Origin of the sequence: Hydrophilobacter chitinilyticus (genome assembly GCF_049860745.1) — a bacterium.
Taxonomy (GTDB): domain Bacteria; phylum Pseudomonadota; class Gammaproteobacteria; order Burkholderiales; family Burkholderiaceae_C; genus Rhodoferax_B.
On record NZ_CP187561.1, the window covers coordinates 3,437,366 to 3,449,976 of the forward strand.

The window sequence follows — 12,611 nt, forward strand, 5'->3', positions numbered from 1 at the left end:
ACCCAGCAAGCGCCGCAGCCCTTTTACGCACGACAAAAGCGATTCGCACTCGGGCCCAGGCGCTCTTGGCACGCGCACGCGCTGGTGAGTCGCGCTGGTTCAACATCGACGACAGCGCCATGGCCACTGCCGCGCAGGAGGTGGCCACGGTCACCCGCTACAACTACCCGGCGCTGAACATTCCGTTCCACAGCCGCTGGCGCCACTTCGAGGCTGGCCAGGTAGACCGCAAGGCACTGCTCGACACAGCCCTTGGCGCCAAGGGCCACCAACACGCCGCAGACCGCGCACGCACGTGGATAGACCTGGCCGTGGTCAGCGTGCTGCTCGATGCCGGCGCCGGTGCCGACTGGAAGTACACCGAGGCCGCCAGCGGCAAGAGCTTCAGCCGATCCGAAGGTCTGGGCGTGGCGAGCTTTCACGCCTTCATGGCCGGGCTGTTTTCCAGTGATGCGCAGCACCCGCTGCAAGTCGACGCCGCAGGTTTGCGCCGCATCACCACGGCGCAGTTGGCCGAGGCTTTTCAAGTCAGCGACACCAACCCATTGGTCGGACTGGAAGGCCGCGTGGTCTTGCTGCGCCGCCTGGGCGAAACCCTGGCCGAGCAACCTGCGGCGTTTGGCCCGCTAGGCCGCCCCGGTGGTTTGTTCGACGTGCTCGCTGGTGCCAACGGCGTGGCTGTGCCCGCCACGGCCGAAGTATCTGCCCACGACATCCTGGCCGAACTGCTGGGCACCTTGTCGCCCATCTGGCCATCGGCCAACCAACTCGGCAACATCGCGCTGGGCGACTGCTGGCCCCACCCGGCCGCGCATGGCTCGGGCCTCTCCGACGGCTGGATGCCGTTCCACAAACTCTCGCAGTGGCTCACCTACTCCTTGCTGGAGCCGTTTGATTGGGCAGGTGTCCGGGTGACTGGGCTAGACGAGTTAACCGGCCTGCCCGAGTACCGCAACGGTGGCCTGTTTCTGGACGCCGGTGTGCTGCAACTCAAAGACCCGGCACTGGCGCAACAGGCCTGGCATGCGCGCGATGAGTTGATTGTGGAGTGGCGCGCACTGACGGTGGCGCTGCTCGACGAGTTGGCTCCACTGGTGCGCAACCAACTGGAACTGTCGGCTGAAGCCATGCCGCTGGCCTGTGTGTTGGAAGGCGGCACCTGGGCCACGGGCCGGGTATTGGCACAACGCTTGCGTGGAGGCACACCGCCGCTGAACATCGTGAGCGACGGCACCGTTTTTTAAAACAGGTCTAAAACAGAGACACAATATTAAGTATGAATAACGTCCACCTCGTCGACCACCCGCTGGTCCAACATAAGCTCACGCTGATGCGCCGCAAAGACGCCAGCACCAACACCTTCCGCCGCTTGCTCAACGAGTTGAGCTCGCTCATGGCCTACGAAGTCACGCGCGACATGCCGATGCAAGAGGTCGAAGTCGAGACCCCGCTCGAAGTCATGAAGTCCAACATCATCGACGGCAAGAAGCTGGTTTTCGTCTCCATCCTGCGCGCCGGCAACGGCATTCTGGAAGGCATGCTCAGCGTGGTGCCGGGTGCACGCGTGGGCCACGTCGGCCTATACCGCGACCCGAAAACCCTGGTGGCCGTGGAGTACTACTTCAAGATGCCCAAGGACATGCAGGAGCGCGACATCGTCATCGTCGACCCGATGCTGGCCACCGGCAACTCGGCCATCGCAGCGGTCGACCGACTGAAGGAACTGAACCCCAAGTCGATCAAGTTCGTTTGCCTGCTGACCTGCCCTGAAGGCATTGCGGCACTGCACAAAGCGCACCCGGACGTGCCGATCTACACCGCTGCGATTGACCGCCAGCTCAACGACCACGGCTACATCCTGCCTGGCCTGGGCGATGCTGGCGACCGGATCTTCGGAACTCAATAAGGCTCACCCCAGTCTTCGCGCACTGCGTGTCGCTTCGCCAACCCCCTTGCAGGGGGCGACATCTGCGGCCGGGCAAAGCCCGTTCCGCGATGTCCCCAAATCAGACAGGGGAGCCACTACCGGTTGGGGCGTGGCGCGATTTTTGCTCGTTGGTTTCTTCAAAATAACTGGAGTTTTTATGACCGGCTTTGCTTCTGATCCGTCTCGGCGTTATCTGCTGGGGGCGTTGAGCCTGAGCAGTTTGGCGATTGCGATGTCCTTGCCGCTGCCTGCCATGGCGCAAGCCAAATTGAAGGTGGCGGCGGTCTATACCGTGCCGTTTGAACAGCAGTGGGTCAGCCGCTTGCACAAGGCGCTGAAGGCGGCTGAGGCGCGTGGCGAAATCGAATACAAGGCCAGCGAAAACGTGGCCAATGCGGACTACGAGCGGGTGATGCGTGAGTACGCTACCGGTGGGAACCAGTTGATCGTGGGTGAGGCTTTTGCTGTAGAAGCAGCGGCGCGCAAAGTGGCCAAAGACTTCCCCAAAGTCGCCTTCCTGCTGGGCTCATCGGGCAAACCACAAGCGCCCAATTTCTCGGTGTTTGACAACTACATCCAGGAGCCGGCCTACCTCAGCGGCTTGGTCGCGGGCGGCATGACCAAGTCGAACAAAATCGGCTTGGTGGGCGGCTTCCCCATTCCTGAAGTCAACCGCTTGATGAACGCCTTCATGGCCGGCGCCAAGGAAACCAACCCCAAGGTGGAGTTCAGCGTGAGCTTCATCAACAGCTGGTTCGACCCACCCAAGGCCAAGGAAGCCGCTTTTGCCATGATCGACAAAGGCGCAGACGTGTTGTACGCCGAGCGTTTTGGTGTGAGCGACGCGGCCAAGGAAAAGGGCAAACTCGCCATTGGCAACGTGATCAACACGCAAGAGCAATACCCCGAGACGGTGGTGGCGTCAGCCTTGTGGAATTTCGAGCCTTCGGCCGAGCGCGCCATCAAGCTGGTGAAAGAAGGCAAGTTTGCGGCGGAAGACTACGGTCAGTATTCGATGATGAAGTACAAGGGTTCCGAGTTGGCGCCGCTGGGCACGTTCGAGAAGAAGGTGCCCGCCGAAGTGATCGCCAAAGTGAAGTCACGCCAGGAAGATATTTTGGCCGGCAAGCTCACCGTGAAGGTGGATGACAGCCAACCCAAATCAACCGCCAAGTAAGTACAAAGTACGCAGGCTCAGGCCTCCAGCCCGCCAGCACCAGACGCTGAAAAATCTGGTTGCTGCGTGGGCGGCGAGCGCAACGCGCCACTGCGCACCGGCAGCCACAGCGTGGTGTTACGCCCACTGCGTTTGGCCGCATACAAAGCCTGATCCACCGACTCCAGCACGTCTTCAGGGTTGTGCACACCACTGGGCACGCAGGTGGTCACACCCAAGCTCACCGTCACATACGGCGCCACGTTGGAGTAGGCGTGGGGCAAGGCCAAGGCCGAAATCGCCACGCGAATTTTCTCGGCCAGTTGCTGCGCACCGGCTTGGTCCGAGCCCGACAAAATCATGATGAACTCTTCGCCACCATACCGTGCCAACAGGTCCGAAGGGCGGCTCAGTTGTTGCTGCACGGTTTTCACCAGCGCCTGCAACACCCGGTCACCCGCCGGGTGGCCGTAGTTGTCGTTGTAGTCTTTGAAGCAGTCCACATCGATCATGATCAACGACAAGGCTGTGTCGTTGCGCAACGCCTGGCCCAGCTCCACCGGTAGGCGCTGGTTGAAGAATTTGCGGTTGTAGATACCGGTGAGCCCGTCAATCACCGCCTCTCTGCTCAACTGGTCGCTGCGCGACTGCAGCACCTTTTCGCGGTGCATGTAGATGCTGGTGTCGACGATCTGGATCACGCAATAGCGCGGCACGTCCACGGCTTGTGGCAACAGTGGAATCAGCGTGATGGACTGAGGAATACGGGTTCGCACCCCCACTGCAGGCAGCGCGCCGCCTTGCAGGCGGAACAATGGCAGCGGGTGACGGTGCAGCACGTTCGACATCACCACGGGCAAGTCGTATTGCTGCGCATTGCTTAACGCGCGCAGAAACGGCGCGCTCATCGCACCGCCCCACAGCTCGGCCAAGGTGCGCCCCTGCACCTCTTCGGGGGAGATGCCGCTGTGTCGCGTCATCCATGCATTCCAGTGCTGCACGCAGCCTTGCCCATCCAGAATCACCACGCCCATGGCGAGCACATCTGACACCTGCCCCCAGGGCAGTGGCAGTCCAACAGAAGTGGCGTTCATCAAGCCTCGCTCAAATACTATCCAAGAACCTGTTCAACGCATCGAGCAACTCGTTCAGCGAGTCTGAACTCAGCAAAAACACCAGGTAGCCGTGGGTGGCCCGTTTCTCAATCGTCAGGTCCATGTGCAGCACCAGAATCACCGGCTGCGACGAGCTGGAGGCCAGCGTCTTCAGCACCACAGCGGCGTCGTCCACCAGATACTCGGGCAAAGTACTGGTGAAGGGGATGGTCAGCAGATCGGAGATCGCGGCCATGCAACCATTCAAGATGATGTTGCCCAGCTCGCACATCGCCTCTTGCTCAAACTCGACGAGGTCTTCCAGACCCATCTCGGACTTGAGCATGTCTTGCACGATTTCAAGCGCCCGCTCTTCGCGGAACATCAGCGAGGCATCGAGGTTGAGGTCACCGCTGAAGCGCTGGCGCACCGAGCCCACGCGCGCACCGGCAAGTGACAGCGTATCGGCCGAAACTTCGTCGCGGTTGTAGAACTTCACCTCGGGCACCGACAGCTTGACTTCGTCGCCCACAATCTCGCTCAAACTCGCCGCTGCCCGTCCTGCGCCAACGTTGAAGATTTCAGTCAACGCATCCAGGTGCAGGCCTTCAATCTTCATGAAGTGGCAGCCTCGAAATACTGCAATGCTTCAGACACACTGCGCTCCGTCACGGGTTTGGAGACAAACAGCACGCCCAGTTCCACGGCGCGCGCCTTCTGGCTTTCTTGCACGTTGGCGGAAAACAGCACCAGGCGAATGCCGGTGTGGTCTTTGAGAATGCGCTCGGCCACCTCAGTGCCGTCCATGCCCGGCATGTTGATGTCCATGGTGCAGTAATCGATGCCGCCTGCGGCCACTTTGGCCAGCGCTTCGTCGCCGTTGGCGGCCTCATGCAAGGTCCATTGCGGACGCTTGGCCAGCATCAAGCTGCGGATCATCATGCGCGACACCCGGCTGTCGTCCACGATCAATAAGTTCTTTTGTTCCATGATGAGCTTGGTTCGTGCCCGCCTGACAAAAGTATCAGGCGGTACTAGGTGTCTCGTTATTCAGCCGACAACATACATATTCAGATGTGCACCTTGCCCTTGACGACTAGCACAAAGAGATGTCAGGCACATATGTTGCGAGCTTACCAGCGTTATCCGTCATGTCACTCTGGTCAAACTATATGATTGAGAACAGGTCGGGTCAACAAGTGAATTAGCTAATCAAACCAATCAAATTGCCCTCGAATCGCCCTCAATCTGAGTCAAATACACCACACGAGGTGTTGCGTTTGACGCAAATATCCAAACGCTTTGGCGAAGTGCTCGCCAACAGCGATATCTCCATGTCGCTTGCACGCGGCGAAGTGCTGGGCCTGTTGGGTGAAAACGGTGCCGGCAAGTCCACGCTGATGTCGATTCTGTTCGGCCATTACGTCGCCGATAGCGGCCACATCAGCGTGTTTGGCCAGCCCCTGCCGCCGGGCCAACCACGCGCCGCACTGCAAGCCGGCGTGGGCATGGTGCACCAACACTTTGCGCTGGCCGATAACCTCTCCGTGCTCGACAACGTGATGCTGGGCACCGAGCCCTGGTGGCGCCCTACATCCAACGTGGCCGCCGCACGCGCCAAGCTGCAAGAGGTGGCGCAGCGTTTTGGGCTGCACATTCAAGTGGATGCACGCGTGGGCGGCTTGTCGGTGGGTGAACGCCAGCGCGTAGAAATTTTGAAAGCGCTGTACCGAGGCGCACGCATTCTGATTCTGGACGAGCCCACCGCCGTGCTCACGCCGCAGGAAAGCGAAGCCTTGTTCGACACACTGGGCCAGATGGTGGCGCAGGGTCTGTCCATCATCTTCATCAGCCACAAGCTGGGCGAAGTGCTGCGGGTGTCGCACCGCGTGGCGGTGTTGCGCCACGGCAAGTTGGTGGCCGAAGCCGACAACACCACCAAGACGGGCGAGGCTGCACTCACGCAAAGCCAGTTGGCGCAGTGGATGGTGGGCCACGCGGTCGATGCGCCAGTGCGCCGCCCGGCACAAAACGTCGGCGCGCCGGTGTGTGAGATGGCGCGGGCCAGCACCGCATCATCCGACCCATTGCGTGAGGTGTCGCTGACGCTGCGCGCAGGCGAAATCGTCGCCGTGGCCGGGGTCTCTGGCAACGGCCAGGTGGCGCTGGCCGAGGTGTTGTGTGGCACGCGCCCGCTGAGCAGCGGCACGGTTGAATTCCTGAGCCAGCCGCTGCGCGCCCAGCCTGGCATGTTGGTGCAGCAAGGCCTGGCGCGCATCCCCGAAGACCGCCATGGCGTGGGCGTGGTGGGCGACTTGCCGTTGTGGGAGAACGCCGTGTCCGAACGGCTGCGCAGCCGCAGCTTTTCGCGCTGGGGCTGGGTACGACGCGCCGCCGCGCGGGCTTACGCGCAGCGTGTGGTGCAGGCTTTTGACGTGCGCGGTGGCGGCTTGTTTTCTGCGGCACGCGCCCTGTCGGGCGGCAACATGCAAAAGCTCATTCTGGGCCGCGCCCTGCTCGCGCCGGACGGCACACCGCCTCGCCTCATCGTGGCGCACCAACCCACGTGGGGGCTGGACATTGGCGCCGTGGCCACGGTGCAGCAGCATTTGATTGCCGCGCGCGACGCCGGTGCCGCCGTGCTGCTGATCTCCGACGACCTGGACGAAGTGCTCACCCTGGGCGACCGCGTGGCCGTGATGCACGGCGGCCACCTCGGCACGCCGCGCCCTGCCACCGAATGGACGCGAGCCGACATTGGCTTGGCGATGGCGGGCATTGAACAAAAGGAGCCCGCATGAGGCTTGAGAAACGCCACGCCAGCTCGGCGCTGGCCTTGTTGCTGGCCCCGGTGGGCGCCGCCGTCTTCACGCTCATCGTGTGTGCACTGCTGGTGTTGTGGGCCGGTGCGCCCGTGGGCCAAACCTATGCGCTGCTGTTCCAAGGCGGCTTTGGTTCGGTGTTCGCGCTCAGCGAAACACTGACCCGCGCCATCCCGCTCATCCTCACCGGCTTGTCGGCCACGGTGGCGTTCAAGGCGCGGCTGTTCAACATCGGTGCCGAGGGGCAGCTTTACGCGGGCGCGCTGGCCGCTGTGCTGGTGGGCGGCCTGCACGGCGGCACCGGCCTGGAATGGTCGCCTTGGGTGTTGTTCCCGCTGATGCTGCTGGCCTCGGCACTGGCCGGTGCCTTACTGCTGCTGGGCCCGGCGCTGATGAAGACCCGGCTCGGTGTAGACGAAGTGGTGACCACGCTGCTGTTCAACTTCATCATGCTGCTGGGGGTGTCGCTGGTGCTGGATGGCCCGATGAAAGACCCCAGCGCCATGGGCTGGCCGCAGAGTGTGGGCCTGCAAGAGGGGCTGGAGTTGTCGAAACTCATCGAACAAACACGCGTGCACAGTGGCCTGCTGATCGCCGTGGCGTTGGCGTTGCTGGTGTGGGTGCTGTTCAAGTACACGGTGCTGGGTTTCAACATCCGCGCCGTGGGTGCGAATGCACGTGCAGCAGCGTTTGCCGGTGTGCGGGTGACGCGCACCGTGGTGGCGGTGGCGCTGCTGTCGGGCGCGCTGGCCGGGTTGGCGGGCGCCATTGAGGTGGCTGGCCGCACGGGCTACGTCACGCTCGACATGTCGCCGGGTTATGGCTACACCGGCATCGTCATCGCCATGTTGGCCGGCCTACACCCGCTGGGTGTGTTGGCCGCCAGCGTGTTTGTGGCCGGGGTGCTGGTGGGGGCCGACAGCATGAGCCGCGCCATCAGCGTACCGACCTACATTGCGGATGTGATCGTCGCCGCGTCACTGTTGTCGGTGCTGGTGGCCAGCATGCTGACGCAATACCGGGTGCGCTGGAAATGAACGCTCTGCTTGAAATTCTGGCCAACCCCGCCTTCTGGGAAGCCACGCTGCGCACCGCCACGCCGCTCATTCTGGGCACGCTGGGGGTGCTGCTGTGTGAACGCGCCGGGGTGCTCAACCTGGGGATCGAAGGCATCATGGTCGCCGGTGCGTTTGCCGGTTGGCTGGCCGTGTACCACGGCGCGCCACTGTGGGGCGGCGTGCTGGTGGCCGCCGCTGCGGGGGCCGTGTTTGGCCTGCTGCACGCGTGGTTGACGGTGGGCATGGCGTTGTCGCAACACGTCTCGGGCCTGGGCATCACCATGCTGGCCACCGCGCTGAGTTATTTTGGCTACCGCGTGAGTTTTCCGAAGGTGAACACGCCGCCCACCATCACGCCGTTTGGCGACATGCCCTGGCTCCCCATTCCCATCCTGCAACACCAGTCGCCGCTCACGCTGCTGGCCTTGCTGCTGGTGCCGGTGATCGCCTACGCGCTGTACCGCACCCCCGCCGGTCTGGCCATTCGCATGGTGGGCGAGAACCCGCGCGCGGCCGAAGGCCAAGGCGTTTCGGTGGCGGCCACACGCACCAGCGCCATCGTGGCGGGCTCGGCGCTGATGGGCGTGGCGGGCGCGTTTCTCACGCTGTCGGCGTTCAACGCGTTCTTCTTCAACATGGTCAACGGGCGCGGCTGGATCTGCGTGGCGCTGGTGGTGTTTGCCTCCTGGCGGCCCGGCAAGGCGCTGCTGGGCGCGCTACTGTTCGCGTTTTTTGATGCGCTGCAGTTGCGCCTGCAGCAGTCGGGTGACGCCTGGCTGCCGTACCAGGTGTATTTGATGCTGCCGTTTGTGTTGTCCATCGTGGCGCTAATCTTGGTGGCGCGCAAAGCCAGCTACCCACAGGCGCTGATGCAGCCCTACCGCAAGGGCGAGCGCTAAATGATCCTGTCCGACCTCATCGGCCTGCTCGGCATTTTGGCCGCCCTCGCCTTGTTGATCGGACTGGCCTACCGGGGTTGGAGCGTGTTGTTGCTCACCCCAGTCGCCGCCACGGTGGCCGCCGCTGCGGCGGGTGAGCCGCTGCTGGCGCACTGGACTATCACCTTCATGCAGAACGCGGCCGGCTTTTTGGCGCAGTTCTTCCCGCTGTTTTTACTGGGTGCGGTGTTCGGCAAGCTGATGGACGACAGCGGCTCGGTGCGCGCCATCGCCAGTTGGATGACTGCGCGGCTGGGCCCGCAGCGCGCCATCCTGGCCGTGGTGCTGGCTGGAGCCTTGGTCACGTATGGCGGCGTGAGCCTGTTCGTGGCCTTCTTCGTTATCGCACCCATGGCCCAGGCCATGTTCCGCGCGGCCAACATTCCGACGCGGCTCATGCCTGGCGCCATCATCCTGGGCACGTCCACCTTCACCATGTCGGCGCTGCCCGGCACACCCGCGATCCAGAACGCCATTCCCATGCCGTTCTTCGGTACCACGCCGTTTGCCGCCCCCGGCCTGGGCGTGTTGGCTGCTGCGGTGATGCTGAGCTTTGGTTTGTGGTGGCTGGGCCGACAGGCAGCTGCCGCGCGGCGTGCGCACGAGGGTTATGTCGACAACACCCAACCACCTGGGCCCGATGTATCTGACAACGCCGTGCTGCGCGAACGCATGAGCACCGCACGCGAGTTCGACCCCAGCGAGTTGCACCAGGGGCGGCGCAGCGCCGAAGCCCCCAGCCCACTGGTCGCCGCGCTGCCGCTGGTGGTCGTGGTGCTGGTCAACCTGCTGATGACTTTCGTGGTGCTGCCGCGTTTGGACACCGCCTACCTCGCCTCGCCCCATTGGGGCAATACCTCGCTGGCGGCAGTGCGTGGCGTGTGGGCGGTGATCGTAGCGCTACTGGTGGCCATTGGTTGCGTGCTGCTGCTCAACCGCAAGCGCCTGGCCTCGCTGCGCGACAGCATGGATGCCGGCGCCAACGCCGCCGTGTTACCCGTGCTGAGCGTCGCCTGCCTGGTGGGTTTTGGCGGCGTGGTGGCCGCCTTGCCCGCGTTTTCACTGGTGCGCGACGCCGTGCTGGACATCGGCGGCGGGCCGCTCGTGTCGCTGGCAGCCGCCACCAACATCTTGGCCGCGCTCACCGGCTCGGCCTCGGGCGGCTTGTCGATCGCGCTCGATGCGCTGGGCGCCACCTATCTGCAATTGGCGCAGCAAAACGGCATTGCCCCTGCACTGCTGCACCGCGTGGCCGCCATCGGCTCGGGCACGCTGGACACCCTGCCGCACAATGGCGCCGTGGTCACATTGTTGGCCGTCTGCGGCTGTACCCACAAGCAAAGCTACTTCGACATCGTGATGGTCGGCATCGTCGGCGCCCTGCTCGCTTTGGCGGGCGTGATTGTGCTGGGCACCCTCTTCGGATCGTTCTAGACTTTCGCCACAGAACCTCATCTTCCAAACAGCCCCACCATGCTAGACCTCATCATCCACAACGCCACGCTGCCAGACGGCCGGCAAAACATCGACATCGGCGTGGCCGGCGGCAAGATCACCGCCGTGGAGCCGCAGCTCAAGGCCAATGCGGCCGCCACGGTGGATGCGGCCGGGCAACTGCTCACCACGCCGTTTGTCGACCCGCATTTCCACATGGACTCGACGCTGAGCTACGGCCTGCCGCGCATCAACCAATCGGGCACTCTGCTGGAAGGCATTGCGCTGTGGGGCGAGTTGAAGCCGCAGCTCACACAAGACGCCATCGTGCAACGCGCGCTGGCCTACTGCGACTGGGCCGTGGCCAAGGGCTTGCTGGCGATCCGCTCGCACGTTGATATTTGCGACCCGCGCCTGCTCGCCACCGAGGCGCTGCTGCACGTCAAACAACTGGTGCGGCCCTACCTCGATTTGCAACTGGTCGCCTTTCCGCAAGACGGCATCTTGCGCGCCCCCAAAGCCTTGGACAACCTGAAACGCGCGCTGAGCTTGGGCGTCGACGTGGTGGGTGGCATTCCGCACTTCGAGCGCACCATGGCCGACGGCGCGGCCAGCGTCAAGCTGCTGTGTGAACTAGCAGCCGAACAAGGCAAGCTAGTCGACATGCATTGCGACGAATCGGACGACCCGCATTCGCGCCACATCGAAACCCTGGCGTATGAAACCCAGCGCCTGGGCTTGCACGGCCGCGTCACCGGCTCGCACTGCACGTCCATGCACAGCATGGACAACTACTACGTCAGCAAACTCATGGCGTTGATCGCCGAGGCCGACGTCAGCATCATCGCCAACCCGCTGATCAACATCACCCTGCAAGGCCGCCACGACACCTACCCCAAGCGCCGTGGCATGACGCGCGTGCCCGAGTTGATGGAGCGGCAAATCAACGTCGCCTTTGGCCACGACTGCGTGATGGACCCGTGGTACAGCCTGGGCTCGGGCGACATGCTGGAAGTGGCCCACATGGGCTTGCACGTCGCGCAAATGACCAGCCAGGCCGGCATGCGCCAGTGTTTTGCAGCCGTGACCACCAACGCCGCCAAGCTGATGCACCTGCCAAACTACGGCCTTGCACCCGGTTGCGATGCCAGCTTTGTGCTGCTGCAGGCACGCGACCCGGTGGAAGCCATTCGCCTGCGCGCCAACCGCTTGATGGTCTGGAAAAACGGCCGCCTACTGGCGCAAAGCCCCGCAGCCACAGCCACGCTGCATTTGCCGGGGCGGCCCGCGAGCACCAGTTTCATGCAGGGTTAATACAACAGGATACGGGCCGGCTCCAGCACCTGCGTTAAGGTGCGTCCCGGTTCGTCATCACTTTTTGAACAACACCACCATGACCGATCTCTCCGCCTTCGCCATCACCAAAAAATGGCCTGCCAAAAACCCAGACATCCTGCAGCTCTACTCGCTGCCCACGCCCAACGGCGTGAAGGTATCCATCTTGCTGGAAGAACTGGGCCAGCCCTACGAGGTGCACCGCGTGGCGTTCGACACGCAAGACCAGTTCTCGCCAGAGTTCCTGTCGCTGAGCGTGAACAACAAGATCCCCGCCATCCTCGACCCCAACGGCCCCGGTGGCAAGCCGCTGCCGCTGTTTGAGTCGGGCGCCATTCTGGTCTACCTGGCCGAGAAGGCTGGCCGCTTCATTCCGGCGGATGCCGCTGGACGGTTGGAGGCCCTGCAGTGGGTGATGTTCCAGATGGGCGGCATTGGCCCGATGTTTGGCCAACTGGGTTTCTTCCACAAGTTTGCCGGCAAGGACTTTGAAGACAAACGCCCACGAGACCGCTACGTGGCCGAGTCCACCCGCCTGCTGGGTGTGCTGGAGAAGCACCTCACCGGCAAAGCCTGGATGCTAGGCGACGAGTACTCCATTGCCGACATCGCCATCTTCCCGTGGGTGCGCAACCTAGTTGGCTTTTATGGCGCGGCTGAACTGGTGGGCTTTGAAAACTTCCCCCAAGTCAAGCGCGTGCTCGAAGCGTTTGTGGCGCGGCCCGCTGTGGCCAAGGGCTTGACCATTCCGCCAGCCCCCACAGCCTGACCCGTAAAGACGGGACACCGGCGCCCGCCTCACTTGTAACTGCGCATTGCAGGTGAGGCACTTCAACGCTATGCTGCC

Annotated in this window: 12 protein-coding genes; 9 read left to right on the forward strand and 3 right to left on the reverse strand. The window is 63.2% G+C overall.

What is annotated here, in order from left to right:
• Positions 1-65 precede the first annotated feature (65 nt).
• From ACPWMG_RS15270 to ACPWMG_RS15280, 3 genes are all read left to right on the forward strand, one after another.
• Entirely contained in the window at positions 66-1,244 is a 1,179-nt protein-coding gene (locus tag ACPWMG_RS15270) for a URC4/urg3 family protein (protein WP_483300336.1), read from the forward strand.
• Positions 1,245-1,276: 32 nt separating this feature from the next.
• Positions 1,277-1,906, forward strand: a complete 630-nt coding sequence (gene upp, locus ACPWMG_RS15275) for a uracil phosphoribosyltransferase (RefSeq protein ID WP_483300337.1) — start codon at positions 1,277-1,279, stop codon at positions 1,904-1,906.
• 253 nt (positions 1,907-2,159) lie between these two features.
• Positions 2,160-3,104: a BMP family protein gene (locus tag ACPWMG_RS15280; RefSeq protein WP_483305263.1), complete on the forward strand. Its 945-nt coding sequence runs from the start codon at positions 2,160-2,162 to the stop codon at positions 3,102-3,104.
• 17 nt (positions 3,105-3,121) lie between these two features.
• Here the strand turns inward: ACPWMG_RS15280 and ACPWMG_RS15285 are convergent, their stop codons facing one another.
• Genes ACPWMG_RS15285 through ACPWMG_RS15295 form a run of 3 tightly spaced genes read right to left on the reverse strand, consistent with a single transcriptional unit; the run spans position 3,122 to position 5,167 of the window.
• Entirely contained in the window at positions 3,122-4,177 is a 1,056-nt protein-coding gene (locus tag ACPWMG_RS15285; RefSeq protein ID WP_483300338.1) for a sensor domain-containing diguanylate cyclase, read from the reverse strand.
• A gap of 10 nt (positions 4,178-4,187) precedes the next feature.
• Positions 4,188-4,796: a chemotaxis protein CheC gene (locus ACPWMG_RS15290; RefSeq protein WP_483300339.1), complete on the reverse strand. Its 609-nt coding sequence runs from the start codon at positions 4,794-4,796 to the stop codon at positions 4,188-4,190.
• Positions 4,793-5,167 carry a response regulator transcription factor gene (locus ACPWMG_RS15295; protein ID WP_483300340.1) on the reverse strand — a complete coding sequence of 125 codons (375 nt, stop codon included), beginning with the start codon at positions 5,165-5,167 and terminating at the stop codon, positions 4,793-4,795. Before ACPWMG_RS15295 ends, ACPWMG_RS15290 begins: the two co-directional genes overlap by 4 nt.
• 281 nt (positions 5,168-5,448) lie before the next feature.
• On the opposite strand from ACPWMG_RS15295, the gene ACPWMG_RS15300 reads away from it, so the two are divergent.
• From ACPWMG_RS15300 to ACPWMG_RS15325, 6 genes are all read left to right on the forward strand, one after another.
• Positions 5,449-6,978, forward strand: a complete 1,530-nt coding sequence (locus ACPWMG_RS15300; protein WP_483300341.1) for an ABC transporter ATP-binding protein — start codon at positions 5,449-5,451, stop codon at positions 6,976-6,978.
• Positions 6,975-8,036, forward strand: coding sequence for an ABC transporter permease (locus tag ACPWMG_RS15305; RefSeq protein ID WP_483300342.1), 1,062 nt, complete (start codon positions 6,975-6,977; stop codon positions 8,034-8,036). The genes ACPWMG_RS15300 and ACPWMG_RS15305 overlap by 4 nt, the downstream gene beginning before the upstream one ends.
• A complete protein-coding gene (locus ACPWMG_RS15310; protein WP_483300343.1) occupies positions 8,033-8,956 on the forward strand; it encodes an ABC transporter permease in 924 nt (307 codons plus the stop codon). The genes ACPWMG_RS15305 and ACPWMG_RS15310 overlap by 4 nt, the downstream gene beginning before the upstream one ends.
• On the forward strand, positions 8,957-10,429 hold the full coding sequence (locus ACPWMG_RS15315; RefSeq protein WP_483300344.1) for a GntP family permease: 1,473 nt from the start codon (positions 8,957-8,959) through the stop codon (positions 10,427-10,429).
• A gap of 39 nt (positions 10,430-10,468) precedes the next feature.
• Positions 10,469-11,743, forward strand: coding sequence for an amidohydrolase family protein (locus ACPWMG_RS15320; RefSeq protein WP_483300345.1), 1,275 nt, complete (start codon positions 10,469-10,471; stop codon positions 11,741-11,743).
• A gap of 79 nt (positions 11,744-11,822) precedes the next feature.
• The gene (locus tag ACPWMG_RS15325; RefSeq protein ID WP_483300346.1) at positions 11,823-12,533 is read left to right on the forward strand and encodes a glutathione binding-like protein; all 711 of its coding nucleotides are present in this window, start codon (positions 11,823-11,825) and stop codon (positions 12,531-12,533) included.
• Positions 12,534-12,611: the final 78 nt, after the last annotated feature.

What these genes read in the sequence shown, in the direction of transcription:
- upp (WP_483300337.1), top strand. Translation starts at nt 1,277, where the DNA reads ATGAATAACGTCCACCTCGTCGACCACCCGCTGGTCCAACATAAGCTC.
- ACPWMG_RS15280 (WP_483305263.1), top strand. Translation starts at nt 2,160, where the DNA reads ATGTCCTTGCCGCTGCCTGCCATGGCGCAAGCCAAATTGAAGGTGGCG.
- ACPWMG_RS15285 (WP_483300338.1), bottom strand. Translation starts at nt 4,177, where the DNA reads ATGAACGCCACTTCTGTTGGACTGCCACTGCCCTGGGGGCAGGTGTCA.
- ACPWMG_RS15290 (WP_483300339.1), bottom strand. Translation starts at nt 4,796, where the DNA reads ATGAAGATTGAAGGCCTGCACCTGGATGCGTTGACTGAAATCTTCAAC.
- ACPWMG_RS15295 (WP_483300340.1), bottom strand. Translation starts at nt 5,167, where the DNA reads ATGGAACAAAAGAACTTATTGATCGTGGACGACAGCCGGGTGTCGCGC.
- ACPWMG_RS15305 (WP_483300342.1), top strand. Translation starts at nt 6,975, where the DNA reads ATGAGGCTTGAGAAACGCCACGCCAGCTCGGCGCTGGCCTTGTTGCTG.
- ACPWMG_RS15310 (WP_483300343.1), top strand. Translation starts at nt 8,033, where the DNA reads ATGAACGCTCTGCTTGAAATTCTGGCCAACCCCGCCTTCTGGGAAGCC.
- ACPWMG_RS15315 (WP_483300344.1), top strand. Translation starts at nt 8,957, where the DNA reads ATGATCCTGTCCGACCTCATCGGCCTGCTCGGCATTTTGGCCGCCCTC.
- ACPWMG_RS15320 (WP_483300345.1), top strand. Translation starts at nt 10,469, where the DNA reads ATGCTAGACCTCATCATCCACAACGCCACGCTGCCAGACGGCCGGCAA.
- ACPWMG_RS15325 (WP_483300346.1), top strand. Translation starts at nt 11,823, where the DNA reads ATGACCGATCTCTCCGCCTTCGCCATCACCAAAAAATGGCCTGCCAAA.